Source organism: Pedobacter sp. KBW06 (assembly GCF_003852525.1).
GTDB lineage: Bacteria > Bacteroidota > Bacteroidia > Sphingobacteriales > Sphingobacteriaceae > Pedobacter.
On the sequence record NZ_QAJL01000006.1, the window covers coordinates 42771 to 58712 of the forward strand.

16 protein-coding genes are annotated in these 15942 nt (G+C 39.9%); 3 read left to right on the top strand and 13 right to left on the bottom strand.

The window, feature by feature from the left end; all coding sequences use genetic code 11:
- Nucleotides 1-25 precede the first annotated feature (25 nt).
- From DBR43_RS30140 to DBR43_RS33095, 4 genes are read right to left on the bottom strand one after another with little or no spacing between them, the layout of a single operon-like run.
- A complete protein-coding gene (locus DBR43_RS30140; RefSeq protein WP_124587067.1) occupies nt 26-3745 on the bottom strand; it encodes a hypothetical protein in 3720 nt (1239 codons plus the stop codon).
- A gap of 30 nt (nt 3746-3775) precedes the next feature.
- Complete coding sequence (locus DBR43_RS30145; protein ID WP_124587068.1) at nt 3776-4180, bottom strand: hypothetical protein; 405 nt, start codon at nt 4178-4180, stop codon at nt 3776-3778.
- A gap of 17 nt (nt 4181-4197) precedes the next feature.
- The gene (locus DBR43_RS30150; protein ID WP_124587069.1) at nt 4198-4539 is read right to left on the bottom strand and encodes a hypothetical protein; all 342 of its coding nucleotides are present in this window, start codon (nt 4537-4539) and stop codon (nt 4198-4200) included.
- A gap of 28 nt (nt 4540-4567) precedes the next feature.
- The gene (locus DBR43_RS33095) at nt 4568-4783 is read right to left on the bottom strand and encodes a hypothetical protein (RefSeq protein ID WP_158622637.1); all 216 of its coding nucleotides are present in this window, start codon (nt 4781-4783) and stop codon (nt 4568-4570) included.
- A 209-nt stretch (nt 4784-4992) separates the two neighbouring features.
- Here DBR43_RS33095 and DBR43_RS30160 point away from each other — a divergent pair, with 209 nt between their 5' ends.
- A complete protein-coding gene (locus tag DBR43_RS30160; protein ID WP_124587071.1) occupies nt 4993-5520 on the top strand; it encodes a hypothetical protein in 528 nt (175 codons plus the stop codon).
- A 235-nt stretch (nt 5521-5755) separates the two neighbouring features.
- Nucleotides 5756-6577: a hypothetical protein gene (locus DBR43_RS30165; RefSeq protein WP_124587072.1), complete on the top strand. Its 822-nt coding sequence runs from the start codon at nt 5756-5758 to the stop codon at nt 6575-6577.
- Nucleotides 6578-6600: 23 nt separating this feature from the next.
- On the opposite strand, the gene DBR43_RS30170 is transcribed toward DBR43_RS30165, so the two are convergent.
- The 7 genes from DBR43_RS30170 to DBR43_RS30205 form a co-directional block, all read right to left on the bottom strand.
- Nucleotides 6601-7587, bottom strand: a complete 987-nt coding sequence (locus DBR43_RS30170; protein WP_124587073.1) for a DUF4407 domain-containing protein — start codon at nt 7585-7587, stop codon at nt 6601-6603.
- Nucleotides 7588-8163, bottom strand: coding sequence for a hypothetical protein (locus tag DBR43_RS30175; RefSeq protein WP_124587074.1), 576 nt, complete (start codon nt 8161-8163; stop codon nt 7588-7590).
- Nucleotides 8164-8571: 408 nt separating this feature from the next.
- Nucleotides 8572-10125, bottom strand: a complete 1554-nt coding sequence (locus tag DBR43_RS30185; protein ID WP_124587075.1) for an ATP-binding protein — start codon at nt 10123-10125, stop codon at nt 8572-8574.
- 2 nt (nt 10126-10127) lie between these two features.
- The gene (locus tag DBR43_RS30190; RefSeq protein ID WP_124587076.1) at nt 10128-10649 is read right to left on the bottom strand and encodes a hypothetical protein; all 522 of its coding nucleotides are present in this window, start codon (nt 10647-10649) and stop codon (nt 10128-10130) included.
- Entirely contained in the window at nt 10649-10840 is a 192-nt protein-coding gene (locus tag DBR43_RS30195; RefSeq protein WP_124587077.1) for a hypothetical protein, read from the bottom strand. The genes DBR43_RS30190 and DBR43_RS30195 overlap by 1 nt, the downstream gene beginning before the upstream one ends.
- 18 nt (nt 10841-10858) lie before the next feature.
- The gene (locus DBR43_RS30200; RefSeq protein ID WP_124587078.1) at nt 10859-12559 is read right to left on the bottom strand and encodes a hypothetical protein; all 1701 of its coding nucleotides are present in this window, start codon (nt 12557-12559) and stop codon (nt 10859-10861) included.
- A gap of 21 nt (nt 12560-12580) precedes the next feature.
- Entirely contained in the window at nt 12581-13033 is a 453-nt protein-coding gene (locus tag DBR43_RS30205) for a hypothetical protein (RefSeq protein ID WP_124587079.1), read from the bottom strand.
- Between the two features lie 160 nt (nt 13034-13193).
- Here DBR43_RS30205 and DBR43_RS30210 point away from each other — a divergent pair, with 160 nt between their 5' ends.
- A complete protein-coding gene (locus tag DBR43_RS30210; RefSeq protein WP_124587080.1) occupies nt 13194-14783 on the top strand; it encodes a DUF6119 family protein in 1590 nt (529 codons plus the stop codon).
- 103 nt (nt 14784-14886) lie between these two features.
- On the opposite strand, the gene DBR43_RS33555 is transcribed toward DBR43_RS30210, so the two are convergent.
- Both DBR43_RS33555 and DBR43_RS30220 read right to left on the bottom strand, forming a co-directional pair.
- Complete coding sequence (locus DBR43_RS33555; protein WP_124587081.1) at nt 14887-15102, bottom strand: SymE family type I addiction module toxin; 216 nt, start codon at nt 15100-15102, stop codon at nt 14887-14889.
- Between the two features lie 490 nt (nt 15103-15592).
- The gene (locus DBR43_RS30220) at nt 15593-15928 is read right to left on the bottom strand and encodes a type I restriction enzyme endonuclease domain-containing protein (protein WP_317126015.1); all 336 of its coding nucleotides are present in this window, start codon (nt 15926-15928) and stop codon (nt 15593-15595) included.
- Nucleotides 15929-15942: the final 14 nt, after the last annotated feature.

Here is a 15942-nt window from a genome sequence, read left to right on the forward strand (position 1 = left end):
TATCTTTTGGCTGCATTCTGATTGATTAAGGCGTTTTATTGTAGGAGGCATACCATCCCAGACTGCTGGAAGTAGCGCCCTTCTTTGGGTTCCCAAAAAGCAGGAAATTTGTGCTGCCACCTGGTGGAAGCTTCAATATGCCCAGGAATTTCAAGGCGATGTTCGATAAAGTAAGCAGGTAAGAACCCTGAGCATCGACACTCGTAGCCGGAATGTATTGCAGGCGCAGCTTGTCGATGGTTAATTTTAACAGGCCCTGGATACTGAGCAATTTCGCATTGCTGGAAGTTCCTGGCAATTTTATGCCGATCAGGATGTTGTACTTGTCAGAATCTTTTTGCTCCCCTGGGCTCCAGGCTAGTAAAAGGCTGGCATTGAATCCCAGATTGCCTGCCAGTTCCCCCGGACTCCCCAGGTTGAGGTTCATCTGCAAGCCAAACCAGTCGCCGGACAGCCCATTCGCATTTACACCAGGTAAACCAAGGGTAAGGAAACCCTGACTGGAAGGCGCTGAATCATCATTGCCACTCATTAATTTAGAGATCGACAAAGCGAAATTTGGATATAAACTACTATCCCGGGTATTGCTTTGCGAAGAGTTAAAAGAAATCTGGCTCGCATCAAAAGCATAACTCACTACCGAAGGATTGTTCAGGTTAAAGCCCATTTCAATATAGAGATCAGCATAACTCAGGCCTTTCTGATAAATAGGGTTCTTGTCCTTATCTTCTCCGGATTCCATTCCGAAAGACCAGGCATCGAAAATATAAGGCGTTAAAGTATCCGGATCCACTTCTGGTGGTGGCGGTGGTTGTGGTGGCACACAACTGATGATCTCAAAATTCAGGAACCCCCACATCAAAAAGCGTGTTTCAATATCAACCGCTAAAGGATCAGTGGTTAAGGTATTGAATTGTATTTTGGTGATCTCTACATTCTGCAGTAAGTTACTGTCAAAGTAGAACAGGTTATCATCTTTATTGTCAAACACATATACCGCTATCCCATTGTGATCCTGATAGGTCCCATTCAGCACCACGGTATTCAGTTTTGTGGCACCGTACGGGTTATTGGTAAAGGCCACTTTGTCAGAAAACAGGTTGTTCATCGTGAGCTGGATCTTGCTGGAGAAGCTTTTAATGGCCGTATTCTCGAACAATACCTGTAAGGAAAGTACTTTAAAATCATAAGTCGCATTCACCAAAGGCGGGATCGGCTTGTCTACACTTAATCCTTGCGCCACCTGTACGCCATAAGCCGGATCGATGTAATTGATCAGCCCGAAAATAGAACTGACTGGTCCCATGGTGATCGTACCGGTTGCATCTACCCTGTTTACTTCTACGCCCACATGGTGTGCATTGAAATTTTTAAGGTTGATTCCGCTGATCAGCCCTTTTAACTGCTGCGGGAATTCCTGCAGATTGATGTCCGCTTTCAGGGCAAGGATGCCATTCCAATTGGGATCGTTAATGATCTGGTGGAATTTTTCATAATAATTCACCTCATCAGCGCTTTGTATTGCATTTGCGGCATAATAAGCGTCTTCGGCAGATTGCAGGTAAGTTTGCAGCCAGGAAGAAATGGCCACCAATTGCGTATAGGAGCCATCTAAGGCATCCGGAGCAATATTGAAAGCATTGGCCTGCGTCCAGTCTTTCGGGTTCTTCACCCTATCTAAAACGGTCCCCTGACAAAATTTAAAGAGGAGTACGTTGTTGTAATCTGCGTAAGTATTGTTGGTGCCTACATTAAAATCAAATGGCCAGTCTTCAATTGACATTTTGTTGTTGAAGATCGCTTCAGCACTTGTGCCTCCCTCCTGATCCTGGATCGTAGAAAACAAGGTGCCCAGGTGTTGATTGTTCGTCATCACCACAAATTGCTGGTTGGTGAGAAAGGCCGACTGCAGTTCGGAACTCAGGTTGATAAAGCTCAGCTGATATTCAGGTGCAGGATCAGGGACCTGACCAACCGGACTCACATACCAATGTGCAGCCGGGTTTTCGTCTATGGTATTCTGGGCAAGGTTGAGCAAGCTCCAGCTCCCCGTATCCATTACATTGGCCACCAGGCCCTGAGGAGTGGTCGATGGCGTATAACCTGAACCATTTGCCCCTGCAGAAAGCATCGCCCTTTTCGCCCTGCTTTTACTGGCATTGGGCGCTGAAAAGCTGTTTGTAATCTTGGTTTTCCTTTCGGCACTCAGCACTTTTGATTCAAAGGACTTTATGTCCCCTGTTCCGGGAGGCAAAATTGCCGGAATTCCCAGGTAAGGAACCATAGGCACATAAAAACTGTCAGCTTGAGGCATGTCAACTGAGGGCTCAAAGAAACCAAGGAAACTTGAATTGCTGTCTTCTGAAGCAATCCCATGCCCTTTCGCATATAAAGAAGCACCTTGCGGCTGACAGGCATATTGAACATTTCCAGTGCTGGCAGAAACAATGTTGGCCCAGGAAGTCAGGTATTCGGAAGTTAAGACCGGGTTATCGGTACCCGGTTGTGCCAGGGAAACCGGCTCACTTGGAAAATTGGGCGCATATGCGGGCTGCCGGCTAATAAAGCGCAAGCGATCCCCGGCGGCACTTCCCCCGGTATTTACATATGGACTGAAGGTGATCACCTCCGTGCCCGATAGCCCCGGCAGAAAATCAAACTGTCCGTTCTCATCAGGAATGGCAGTCGGACTGCCGCTCATGTCCAGGTAGAAGTCTCCTTCAGGAACCATATAATACACCTGATCTTTTGTGTTACGGGGCGATGGAGAAATGACAAATCTTGCCGTATAGGTAGTAGGAAACAGATTATTAATCAGTTCCGTAGTTGTTGTTAAGTCTATAAAAGGGACCAATCCAATCGGATATCCCGTATTAATGGCATTATAACTTGGGAATTTAGCGTCCCTGTTATTGCCCGAATCGCTGTTGTATATTTTACCGGTAAGGGCAAAATAGGTATTGAGCTGAGCAGCATTGCCGATGTCCAGCAAGTCTATCTGAGTCTGTGTAATTGCATATTCACTCACGTTATTACCAGGCTGAAGTATTGGATAGGTAAAAATGTTCAATACACTTCCACTGAGGTAGTAATAGTTGTTTTGAAGTCCATATCCCTGGAAATCCATTTTGAGGTTAAATCCAAGGGAAAACCTGAAACTTCCGGTCCCCACAACACCAAATGGAATGGTCATACTGCTGTTGAAAAGGGATTGGGTACCAATAGTTTTATTCGCGAAACTGATGTTCGGATACCTGCTGTCGTAAGCAAATTCTATGTTTGTAGGTGCATCCAGCGGACTGTAGGTCACCACCGTGTTGTTGTTGATGTTTAATGTGGCGAAGTTGTTCCCGATGGAGAGATTGGTTGTTTTGGCTACTACGAAACTACCTCCGGCTGTATATTGAACCAGATTGATAACCGTAGTGTTGCTGGTAGAAAGTGGCAAAGTAGTATCCAGAATCCAGGCGAGGCCGAGAAAACCTGCAATGCCTGTCCCTGTTCTAAAAGTCGATAAATACTTTTGGTAGTCGGCGATGACGGTATTCGACAGTTCTACCCTGCTAAAAAGAAAATATACCTGCTGCTGAAAAGCAGTGGGCAAATCAATGAGTGTTTCTGTATATGTTGAGCCAGCAGGTAACAATACTGCGGCAAATTCGCTGCCTTGCGCTTCGGCAACATATAGACTTCCTCCTCCGAATTTTGCATTACTAAAAGTAACGCCACTGGTGATCTGGCTCAAAATAGGTTGATTTAATAGGGATAATAAAAATCAATTCCCAGGACAAAAGAGCATCGTGGTAATTGCTACATTTTGTGCAGACAGGTTAATGGTATTTAGCTGTTTTCCTTTGAAATCTCCAACTACTATGATTTGTTGCCCTGGTGCTAAAGTATGAATGCCGTTAAAAAGTGTCCCATTGTCGTATTTAATGGAATCGGGTGCTCCGGTATTCACGGCGACTGCAATATTGGAAAGGCTTGCATTTCGCATATAATACACACAAGAGGTACCATTATTGGTCTTCAGTTGGGTGTATTCAAAGGGCAATAGCGTAATTGTTTTCTGAATTTGTTTTGTTGGACTCTGGCTTGATACCAGGGTCCAACTCAACATCGTCAGAAAGAAAACAAGGATACATACTCCTCCTCTTACCGTCTTTCTTGAAAAGTTCAACTACTAAAGTTTAATCCTTAAGCAGTTACACAGGTAATTAGCGCGCTGGCAGGCACCGCTGAACTGGTGTTGTTCTGGATCGTGATCACAGCTCCGCCCATGTTACCAAATGCGACAATCGCAAATCCAGGTGAATTTGCAGGAATCGTAAACAGGCCATTTAAATATGGAGAAGGTTGACCATTCACAAATACGGATGCACCAGTTGGTATACCCGAAATTACCACCATAAGGTTATTTGAATTTGAAGTATTTACCGTGTTAATGGTACTCGAAGCTCCGTTAGAAGTTGTAATTGTACAATTCTGTGTAGGTGTAATGGTTGCAGTACCATTCTGGTTGATTGTTGGATTTGCCATGATGATTTGTTTTTAAGTTTTAAGTGTTTTATGATTGGTTTGATTTGAAATAGGCGCATTCCTGAGGTATTGGCCCGCATAAAAAACCGTTAAAAACAAATGACAAATAAAAGCTTGCTAGCATCTGCTCCTTGCAAAGACAATTAGCCGATCCGGGAAAAACCGGATGAACTGTTTTAATAGATGTCTGAGAAAAAGCAAAAATAGAATCACCACCATAAATGGCTGAGAGAGGCGTTTTCATTTTTTGAGATTTATGCGTTAATACTTCTAATGAGTCGTTAACTCTCATTAGATCTATCGTAAAGCTATGGAAATAAAAATGAACTTTTGTGGGTAAAAATCCTCCTTTTTGAAAAACAGGTATTTTTACCTATATCTAATGATGGCAAATTATTTTAAAACATGAACATTTACCGCTACTTTGCCATTAGGAACACCTAAAAATTAACCATGAGAAACTTAGTCATTTTTTTAGCTTTGATGTGTCTTCACTTCAGCAGCTACAGTCAAAAGAAAAAAACAAGGCCTATTCCACCTCCCCTGCCCAAATCAAGTATGATAGAATTTTCCAGGGATACACTGTCACTGCAGCAATACGCATTACCGATTTTATTCCAATGGAAAATGAATGCAGATACCACCCTTAAGCCCGGCACCGTTTTTAAAGAATTGATTAAGCTTACTTACGGACAGACCGAAGTTAATGGTGATTATAGCCTGCAGCCATTGACACTAAAAAAAACAAAGCCAGGCAAGGCTGTTTTGGAAAACAAAATTCCGAAGATGATCACCAGGATTGGTTACTACGATGCAGAAATTTTAAATGGCGTTGTAATACTCAAGGGAGAGAAAACCATGTCTTTAAAAATTATCTATGATAAAAACAAACAACTGAGCCATTTGAAGGATTTAGGTAATGGAGCAATATACAGGCACATCCCGTCAGAGGAGCAACCAGTTGCTCTCCCTGCTCAATAAATTACAACTAATTACATAAATCAAAGGTGGATAGATCCTGGAATTAATTTCATCAGCGATAACTCATTGGTATAATGAGTAGCGGGAGACTGTGAGGTAAACCTCAGTCAGCATGATGCCCGCATTGCTGCTCTATTAGTAAAACACCGTCTGTAAAAACAGTATAAAACATAAAAATTAAAACTTTAAAGAAATTAATTATACTTATAATATTAAATATCTGTATGTTTGGTTGATGTCAAAACAAAATAGCCACAGAGCACAAGCTAATCAGTATGATAAGATCATCAAGGAAAATCTTGAAGTTACACTACCTGTAATTGTCAGAGATGTGCTAAAATTGGATATTCGGATTAGTGAAGAACTGCCAGATGATATTCAACATACAAAAGAAAGAAAACCGGATGCACTTAAAAAGGTCACAGATACTGAAGGTAATATCTATGTATTGCAGATAGAATTTCAGCTTGAAGATGAGAAAGAAATGGTTTATCGGATGGCAGAATACAGTATTATGCTGATGCGGAAATATAGGCTTCCCATTAAACAATATGTTATTTTTTTAAAAGACATAAAGCCGGCTATGACTACATATCTGGATACCCTCAATCATAAATACAATTACAATCTTATTCTAATCACCGAAACTAATTATAAATTATTTCTTGAGTCAGACAATCCGGAAGTGAAAATGCTGGGTATTTTAGCTAACTTTGGAAAAGATGATAATCAAAAGGCAATAAATTCTATTATAAATGAACTACAATTCTTTTCAAAGGGAGATTTGGACAGAAGTAGATATTTTAAACAATTACGTATTCTCGCACAATTACGGAGTAGTATTAAACAACAATTTGAAAACACTATGCAGTCAGTAAGTACATTTTTTAAGGAAGAAAACGATTTCTTTTATCGCAGAGGTAAAGAAAAAAATAGCCAGGAAGTAGTAAAGAAACTTATTCTGGTGCTTAATTTATCTGATGAACAAACAGCATACATTGCAGATGCCGAACTGGACTATGTTAAAAAGGTACGTGCTGAATTGGAAAGCCTTTAAGTTCACCTTAGGACTCATTATGTTCACAATAACTCTATTTTTCTAAAATGTATAGCCATTTGTTTCTGAATGGTTTTATCATAATCAGAATCATCCTCGTTTGATTTCCCAATTAGAATAAGTAATTCCAGAAGCAAGAGAAATAAGAGCCATATGACATATACAATTGCTGCAATGAAAGACTCGCTTAGAATATTAAACATAATTTGAAGTTCATCTAAGAATCCGACCTTACTATCTACCTCTTTTTCCAGCAGCGTTTTTAGCCCCAGCTGCATAGTTTCTTTTATCATTTTCTGATCTGCCAGCACTTTTAATTGGTCGTCGATTGGTTGAAGCTGATTAATCTTAGGGTTAGGTACTACTTTTATACTTCTTGAGATTGTTGTTTTGAGTGCGGTACTGGTAGTTGTCGTTTTTGAGCTATCGGTTGTTATTTTGGTTACAGGAACCTGGCTCGAGGAGGTTTCAACAATCTGTTGATTAGGATTTCTACTGATATCATCCAGGAGTTCTTTTCGTTCCAGCTCCTTAATTGCTATCGACGCATTCAATTGTGTAATCTGTTCCGTTATTTGTTTCGTTCTGGCAGGCAATAAAGCCTCTACCTGCTCCTGATTGCTTTTTATTTTGGCTTTATCAATATCATCCTTAAAAATAATCTGATCAATGATAAGGGAGCCAATTATAGCCATTAGAATCGCCAATCCGATACGAGTGGCCTTCAACCAGCTATTAGTTCTATCTGCCAGTAATATCTGACGCTCAATCTGAATAATTATCAGTACCGATATGATTGCACCGAATATACTTCCGGTTGGACCAAGCTTCATATATCTATCACAAAAGCAATAACCAACAAAAGCCCATACAGTTGATACAATGAGTAGAGCTGCTGTATATTTTTTCACTTTCCGGGTCGAGACTTCGCTGCAGTTACTGAGAATATAAAAATTATATCCGGTTAAAAAGCAACTGAACTTCATCCACCAATTCTGAAATTTTCTCATCTAAAATCTTCTTAATATGCTGTGGTGCGTAATTGCAGACAGTCCGTTCATAAAGCCACGGATATAACTAAGGGTCATTCCCTGACTATCCCCCGTGTTGTTCCTATGCTCTGTTTCTATTTCTAAAACTTTTTGGACATGGCTTTCAGCGATGCTCTTTTTCATTTTGAGCTCATCAACTACATCCACCATTCCACTTCTTCCTCTGCTTTCAATATGAAAATCTATTTCCTTGTTAAAATCTTCGTAAAAGGTTTTCACTCTTCTTATCGTTCGTTCCAACTCATTTTTCAGTGCGTCAACATTCTGCTCCATATGTTTTACATCAGGGTTCATTAAAGCGTCATCGTATCCCTTTGTTTCATGGTTTCTATCCAGAAAATCAAATAGCAATTCGATATTATTCTCTCCCCTTTTCACTGAAGTTTCATCATTTTTTACTGAAAAATCACTTTCGTTCTCAATAAAGACGTTTTCAGGAATATCTATTGAGTTCAATCCCTCTACCGGTTCAGCGATTTTCAATGGATTTGAAGGTGTTTCTTCAGAACCTCTTTTTCTTAAAAAATCAAACATATTAAATATAAATTATAGGTACTTTGAATTTAGAATGACCACGTTGGTGGCATGAACTACACAGCGTTATTAATGTTTTATTGGAATATTCCCATGGAGATTTGAATTTTTTCAAGGCTTTCACATATAGGTACTGCCTGTGATGTACTTGTAAACCCTCGTCAAATCCACAGATCACGCATTTATTATTGTCTCTGGTTAAAATCAAACTTCGTTTATCTTTCCATCTTCTATCAAACAATAATGCTCCATAGGAACCATGCTTATCAGGTATAGGTTCGGCCTTTTTTTTAGGCTGATCTTTTGCATTAATGTATCTACGGTAAAGTTTCATGAGCGTTTCAATATTAAGCTATTCAAAAATAGATAGACTACGAATGATTTATTTACGGGAAACCATAAACCTGACTAAATGATAATGGACCTCGTACCAGTTACACTATCATATGAAGTAACGTTCCAGGAAACACCTGATGCAGGAACCGCTCTTTCTCTTCCCCAGGTTCTGATGGCGTCAATTTTCTCGGGTGCGGTTTTACTTAATGGAACGACATTTCTAAAACACTTCTCGAACAACTCATCGTCAACAATAGCATCTCCATGTATTACCGCCTGAATGGCGACATCTCTAACTGCACCTTCAAGATCAGATCCGGCAAAGCCCTCTGAAATCTCAACAAGTCTGGCCAATACAATTTCAGAAGGTCGGGTTAATAAGTTACGTTTGATATAAAGGTTGATAATATCCCTCCGTTCTTCCTGAGCAGGCAAATCAATGAAAAACAATTCATCAAAGCGTCCTCTGCGTAAAAGTTCAGGAGGGAGCTTACTCACATCATTTGCCGTTGAAACGACGAACACTTTCGCCTCACTTTCCTGGAGCCAGAAAAGAAACTGGCCCACCATTCTATTGGACGTACCACCATCATTTGAAGAAATTGCTCCCGCCAAGCCCTTCTCGATTTCGTCTATCCACAAAATACAGGGAGCCGCATGATCAGCCGAAGCTAATGCTTCCTTTAACCTGTTTTCAGATTGCCCCAGATATTGCCCCTGAATGGCTGCCAGATCAAGGCGGTATAAAGGCAGATTCCAGTTGGCTGCAATAAATTTTGCAGATAATGATTTGCCACAGCCAGGAACACCAACCAAAAGAACGCCTCTTGGAGGTCTCATCTTCCTTGCTTTAAGATCGGCAGTTAAAAGTTGTTTTTGATGATCTAGCCAATTTTGAAGTCCCGTTAAACCGGCTACAGAGAGTGTAGAAGGATCAATCTTTACTTTTTCCAATCCGGAAATATCGCTGAATAATTTATCCTTTGCATTACTTAGCTCCCGGATATCATCTTTGGTTAGCGATCCTTTGGCCATCTGGGTTGCCAAAACATTTTCAGCCTCGATTTTAGTCATATTTGCCAGGATCGTTGCCGCCATTTTATAATCAATTTCGTCCCATTCTAATGGAATAGACCCTTTATAAGGCATGACACAATCTTTCACCACTTCCAGCATTTCCTCCTCGTTTGGGGCATCAAGTGCAATGGTCATCCCCATTCGCTGTAATTGAGGCCAGATGCTTTTTGTGGTAATTAAACAGATGCTTCCTCCCCTTTCAATGGCCTGAACAACACAATCATAAATATGCCTGGAGACCAGATTGTCATCTTCAATGTCGCTGACTTCATTAAAAACAAAAGTCAGGTTCTGCCTTTGCGAAATATGCTGAACTGCATAATCCAAACCACCTGCAACAGACCGATCATCGTTTACACTTTTCCTTGTTCTAATGTCTATTGTTCCATGTGACAGGCTGTGCACATAAATTGGGATATTGATTTCCTCAGCCAATTGCTGGATAACCTCCAGAACTCTGGCTCTTTCGATACTTCTTATCGATATAAAAGGTATTCGGGCTCTGAACATCCGCAAAAGCGAAGTTTTGAATTCTACTTTGTTTGCCATTTTTAGAATATTATTTTTCTACCTGTAGCAGCTATGATTTCATTTACCTTCCCATCGATTACTTTGGTGTTTTCAGAAATACCATTTATTCCGAACGAATTCAACAGGATCAGCATCTTTTCCCTTTCATTCGAAGACTTTGAAACATTCTCCTTTAAAGATTTCTTAATTTCTGCAACAAATCCTTCAATATCCTTTTTCAGCGTTTTTCTTAAATCTTCAGGCAGTCCTTTCAAGGCAATAAACGCGGTTAATGGATACAGGTTCTGTTTTCCATTTCTTAAAAGCATCTCAAAATCATCTATTTTCCCAAAACTTTGCAATCGAAATGAATGTTGAAATCGATCAAGCCAATGCTGCTTTCTTTTTTTATAGACCTCTTCAACCTTCCGGTAGAACCTGGAAGCAGTTCCCGCATCTATTGTGAAGGTCCCTGTCTTTAGCTTTTCTAAACTGATGTCATTTCCATCTCCGAATTGCGTAAGCAAATCAGTCCATTCTGAGTAAGTTGTTACTGATGGCATTACTGTGGTTTAATTCTCGGATTGATGAACTGACTGGGCGGAACAATGTCCCATTCCGGAAATTTGGCTGCGCCAATTTTGGCTTCAGTATTGCCTTGAAACAGATTAGGGCTTACGATCTTCTCTTTACTGGCCTGGCTATTGCCGTTTTCAGATGGTAGTGAATCGTCGGCTAATATAATATTTACCATTTTTTGTAGGATTAAAAGTTAAATAATACTTCGTGCAGTCTCTCTGGATACACTGGAAAAATCTTCTGGTATAATTGATGCAAGCAGTTGTAAAACCAGTTCGGCCTTGCAATCTTCTGCGGCATGTTCAATTCTATAATCTACAGTTTCAGCGATGCAACCTCTCAATACTTCTTTTGCTTTACGCGCCCGCTCCTCCAGATCATCGGTAATTTTCTTCTTTGCTTTACGATACTTATCAATCCTATTCCAGGTCAAAACACTTCCTATTCCAAGTCCGATTAATCCCGCAATAACACTTGATGTAAATGCCCAAATGCCACCCAGGAAAATTAAGGCTCCGATAATAACGTCGCCATATGGAAATGAAAGTTTTCCAAGTTCTATGGTCAGGACATTTTGATAGTATGTATTTTGCTTTTCAATGAGCTCAGTTTCATCACTTCCATTACTGGTACTGACTTTAAAACCATCAATATGAAGTTCGATAGTTTGTGGTATCCCATTTCTGCTCTCTGCTGTATAGGTGTCATAAGCCTCTATAATCCATGGTTGACTAATGGAAACAGCGAGTGATTGCGTTACCTTTGTTACCCCGGAAAGCTCCGGATTAAAAGAGGCATTTGTAAGCAGTTGAAGGAAATCTACCTGTTCGCTAAAAATATTTTTCTCAGCGTCCATTACTGCCTGTGCGGCACTTTTATCTCCATCCATTTGAATGATGAGTTGGTTTAGTCTCACCTGTTCCTGTAGTGGCAACTCTTCATCATCGAAATTTGTGACCAGGAGCGACAAGATTTCATCTAACTGGACTTTTGTGCTTTTTGAAAAATCGGCGGAGGCAGCAACAATACTCTTGAAATGAGCGCATATGACCTCATGTGCTTTAGCCTCCCGTAAAGAGGCTTCGAGTAATTCCCAATTCGTTGAAAATTTTTCTAGCAAAGGATATTTATCATTTGACAGCGGCCCCATTGCTTTGAAGAAACGTATCCATTGAATTTTTTGTTCATTGATAAACAGGTCGCCCTGTGTCAGTTGATCCAACCAGCTCTTTACATTCGTCATCATAAATTGCCTTGCCGCCGGAGGGAATACACCAGTAGTTACCGCTTCCAGTATGATGATAAATTCTCTATCAAGATGATGAGGGTTTTGGTGCATAAAATAACGCTCCAACCATTTCAGGCTCGCATCATTTCTTTGAAGCCTCCTCATTAACAACAGAAAGAAAAGTGTGGTCTTGTAATCGTCTCTTTTCAGGGCTTCCGTAAGCGCTTTCTCATTGTTGTCACGATCGTCTCTAATCCAGGCGGCTAATGCGACCAATGCCGGTGCTAACCAATAACCAGGTGCTTTGATCATGACCTCTTCAGTACTGAATCTCAAGGTGTCATCGCTAACTATACCAACATCAACACCCTGTAAAATGCCGGTTGCCATTCTCCGCAATTCAGCATAGTACCCAAATTTAATTTGTAAATCCTGCTTTAGATTTCCCTGTCGGGTTTCCGCAAGTTGCAGTGCCTTATGTTTCAAATCGGCATTCACAAATCTGGCGAAAGAATCGGCTAACTTTGTGAGATCATCTTCTATCTGGTCCTGTTTGAAATTTAACGTTCCCAATTCAGAATGTACCCCCGACATATCTGACGAGATTGACCGTAACGCACTGTTAATGATGGAAAGGTCGGCGTAAGAGATTACTTGTTGTGACATATTATCAGAGATTAATTTAAATTATAATTTTGTAGCGGTTCCGTCTTCACGGATTAAAATCATTTTATCCTTATAGATTTCTACCATTGAATAAGCATTATGCTTTGCCAGCGTCCTAGCCTTTTCAAAATCAGCCTCCATGGGTTCATTTTTCTTGTAATGTCTGATGATTTGACTACCGCTTAAATCAAGCGTATGCACTTCATAAGGATGCCCTAAAAAGCATTTCGACACGATACCCAAAGGCAGGCCAGCTAATTCCGCTGTACCAAACTCCTCACGAATTGCATTCATAAGCTCTTCCATTCCTTTTGTATCGGTTAAGGATTTGGCATCTAGTCCTGCGATAAAGTCAAGATATTTCCCTGAACGTTTTTTTAGTAAATCTCTATCACTTACGAATCCCATGGATAACGTTTGTTTTTTAGCCGTGTCTGGAGCGAACTCGCTATTTTGAAGAATAATTCTTGCCATAAAAACCGGATTTCTTTTATCAAAAATACAGTTAGATGACTTCTGAACCTTACGGGAAACCGTAACCCTCCGTATCACTTTACCTAATGGCTACGGTTTACCGTAAGAAAGGCCGGAAATGACTAAATACCTTTAAGTTTTCGAACAAAAACAATCTAAGATGACTGCGATCAAACCAACAATTTATCTAATCAAAGACCATGTTAAAGATCCAAAACAGATTTTTAAGAAGGGTAAAAGACTTCACACAGAAGAACAGGATGGGGTATCCGTTTATTACATATTCAGTAAAAACAATACTCCCGATTGGGCTAACTATTTGAATGAGGCATTTAAAATGAGTACAACTCCTTTCAAAAACTCCTCTTCGCAAGCTGTTCTCATTCTTAAAGTTGCTGATCGACTTTTGGCCATACCATTGGGTTCTGGAATTCATTTGATGGATTTAACTAAAACCGATTACAATTTTGGGCTGAAGACCGCGCTAAACTGCATTGAGAAATCGGAGATCAGGCAGATTGATACCACAACACCGGAGATCAACTCTCAAAAGACAAAAAAGAAGGCGCCAATTGGTTCCACACCTGAAGAGTTCGGAATTAATAAGCAAAAGGATATACTAAGAGGGATTACAGGCAAGCTGCCAAAAGATCATCCACTTGGCGAATCCATGGATGGCAAAGATAGCTTACGACTGGTTAAAGGCATAGAGGGGCTTTTGAAGCTAAAAAGCTTATGCACCGAGGTTTTAAAACACTACCTATCTGACAATTATAAACAGGACTATCCATGGATCGATAATATAGCCATGATTCGTGACAAATCCCTCATTAGTGAACTTGTCAAACAGCTCGCTAAAAACTTAAAGACGGCCAGGTTTGAAAACATGCTTTTTGCACCACCTGAATACTATGAATTAATCTTTGATTGCAACGGTTTTGTATTCTCTACCGGGGATCGTAGCAGATTAAGTAAGAAAGATTCTTTCGAAATGCCTGATATGTTGAATTGGAAAAACTCAGTTGGAGAAGCCAGAAAAGAAATCACTCCTGAAAATATCGATAGCTACAAAGTAAACCTGCTCAAAGATAATGGCACAAATCTAAATTGGCCACTTCAACGTTGCCTTTCATGGGAAACAGAGTATAATGGAAATAAGTATATTCTTTCGGAGGGTAGCTGGTATGCGGTTGCGCCGGATTTTTTCAGTCTGGTCAATAAGTTCTATTCTGAAAGGATACTGGATCCACATGATATGCCAACACGTACTGATGCAGAAGCCAAGGAGAGTGATTACAATGCAGTACTCAGCAAGAGTCGAAAAAGCAGATATCTGTTCGATTTAGGGCATGCTGCTGCAAAATCCAAATCTATTGGGAAGGATCGCAATGAAGTATGTGACGTATATGACAGCGACACGAGGACCTTTTTTCATGTTAAAATGGGAAAAAGCTCTACAGAAATAAGTCATCTATTCAGGCAGGGTGCATTCAGCGGTCAAATTCTTACACAAGACGAAGAAATGCGCAAAGAATTCCTCAAACATCTAGTCGATTATGGGTGTAAAGCGAATATACTTCCTGAGCCGTACAATCCCCATCAATATCAAATTGTATTTGCTTTAGTTATTGGAAAGACGCAAAAAAAAGACATTCCTTTTTTTAGTAAGGTATCATTTAGAGATACCATTAATAATGGTCTTGGTCTCATGGGTTATAGTTGTAAAATCGCTTATGTACTTGGTCCATAAAGCCATTGTTGGCATTCATCCATTATTAACCTATTTATCTGTTTTTTAGAATATATCTCTATGAAATATTACTCCATAGAGATACATCCTGGAAAAAATTTCATCAGCGATAACTCATCGGTATAATGACTAGTTTCCTGTTACTGGTGGTTATCCATACATGTGAATTGGGAGCAAAGCCTAAACTATTCAACCAATTTCCGGAGAGTATGATTTGAGGATAGATGGTTCTGCTGTTACGATTGAAACGGATTTGTGGTTGGACTTTTAATGACCGAACGACTTTTTGTGTTCTGACTTTGCTTTTAGTGTACTTCATAACTATTTGTTAAAAAAACCTGATGGTGGCACAACCAAACAATCCGCATTGTATTGCCCGGGACTTTCACCCGATCTCCACCAGGTCTTATTTTGAATAGTAGTTAGTTATATAAAACATATGGACATTTAGTTGTACGTCAAATATAGATATTATCAGGGCTTTATGTTAATTATAAAGACAATATTTATTAACATTATTAATTTAATAGAAATATCATGACTAATATGTTCTTTATCCAATATACTCTAGCATATTCTGGGGATAGCGAAACTGTGGTCAAATCCTAACAAAGGGCCAGCCAGTTTTAATGATTTGATTCAACTAGAAACAAGAAGGCAAAGAAGCTTTTGGCCTTACAACAAAGCACTATTCCAAAAGACATCTATTATTGACACTACCATGACCATAGGCACTACTCTGCTTTGTTCTAGTTTTTATAGAATTCGTACTAAGCCATCATCGGCCAGTCCTTATACTGGCCTTCTGCTTACTCCTGTACTTCTTTCAATAGATTATCTAATTCAGAAAATGGAACTTTCCCTTTCAATTCCTTTTTAACAGCTAAACGAATAGCAGAGCGGGCATCTTCTTTTTTAGTCCAATCCAGCTGGAGGTTTTTCTTGACCAAAGCCACTACTTTATGCACCAAATCCAGAATAGATCCGGCTTGATTGATAATTTTTTCATTGGCCGAAAGCAAATCGTAAAAAGCAAGTTTGTCCTCCGTTAAGCCAAGTTTCTTGGTACGGATATCATCGTTTTTAAACTCGGTGGCAACATCCAATAAATGTTTAATAGTAGCGATTGAAAACCTGCATCCAATGTAGCGTTAAACTA

What these genes read in the sequence shown, in the direction of transcription:
- DBR43_RS30150 (WP_124587069.1), bottom strand. Translation starts at nt 4,539, where the DNA reads ATGGCAAATCCAACAATCAACCAGAATGGTACTGCAACCATTACACCT.
- DBR43_RS30175 (WP_124587074.1), bottom strand. Translation starts at nt 8,163, where the DNA reads ATGTTTGATTTTTTAAGAAAAAGAGGTTCTGAAGAAACACCTTCAAAT.
- DBR43_RS30160 (WP_124587071.1), top strand. Translation starts at nt 4,993, where the DNA reads ATGAGAAACTTAGTCATTTTTTTAGCTTTGATGTGTCTTCACTTCAGC.
- DBR43_RS30170 (WP_124587073.1), bottom strand. Translation starts at nt 7,587, where the DNA reads ATGAGAAAATTTCAGAATTGGTGGATGAAGTTCAGTTGCTTTTTAACC.
- DBR43_RS30205 (WP_124587079.1), bottom strand. Translation starts at nt 13,033, where the DNA reads ATGGCAAGAATTATTCTTCAAAATAGCGAGTTCGCTCCAGACACGGCT.
- DBR43_RS33095 (WP_158622637.1), bottom strand. Translation starts at nt 4,783, where the DNA reads ATGAAAACGCCTCTCTCAGCCATTTATGGTGGTGATTCTATTTTTGCT.
- DBR43_RS30210 (WP_124587080.1), top strand. Translation starts at nt 13,194, where the DNA reads ATGACTGCGATCAAACCAACAATTTATCTAATCAAAGACCATGTTAAA.
- DBR43_RS30165 (WP_124587072.1), top strand. Translation starts at nt 5,756, where the DNA reads ATGTCAAAACAAAATAGCCACAGAGCACAAGCTAATCAGTATGATAAG.
- DBR43_RS30185 (WP_124587075.1), bottom strand. Translation starts at nt 10,125, where the DNA reads ATGGCAAACAAAGTAGAATTCAAAACTTCGCTTTTGCGGATGTTCAGA.
- DBR43_RS30195 (WP_124587077.1), bottom strand. Translation starts at nt 10,840, where the DNA reads ATGGTAAATATTATATTAGCCGACGATTCACTACCATCTGAAAACGGC.
- DBR43_RS30190 (WP_124587076.1), bottom strand. Translation starts at nt 10,649, where the DNA reads ATGCCATCAGTAACAACTTACTCAGAATGGACTGATTTGCTTACGCAA.
- DBR43_RS33555 (WP_124587081.1), bottom strand. Translation starts at nt 15,102, where the DNA reads ATGAAGTACACTAAAAGCAAAGTCAGAACACAAAAAGTCGTTCGGTCA.
- DBR43_RS30200 (WP_124587078.1), bottom strand. Translation starts at nt 12,559, where the DNA reads ATGTCACAACAAGTAATCTCTTACGCCGACCTTTCCATCATTAACAGT.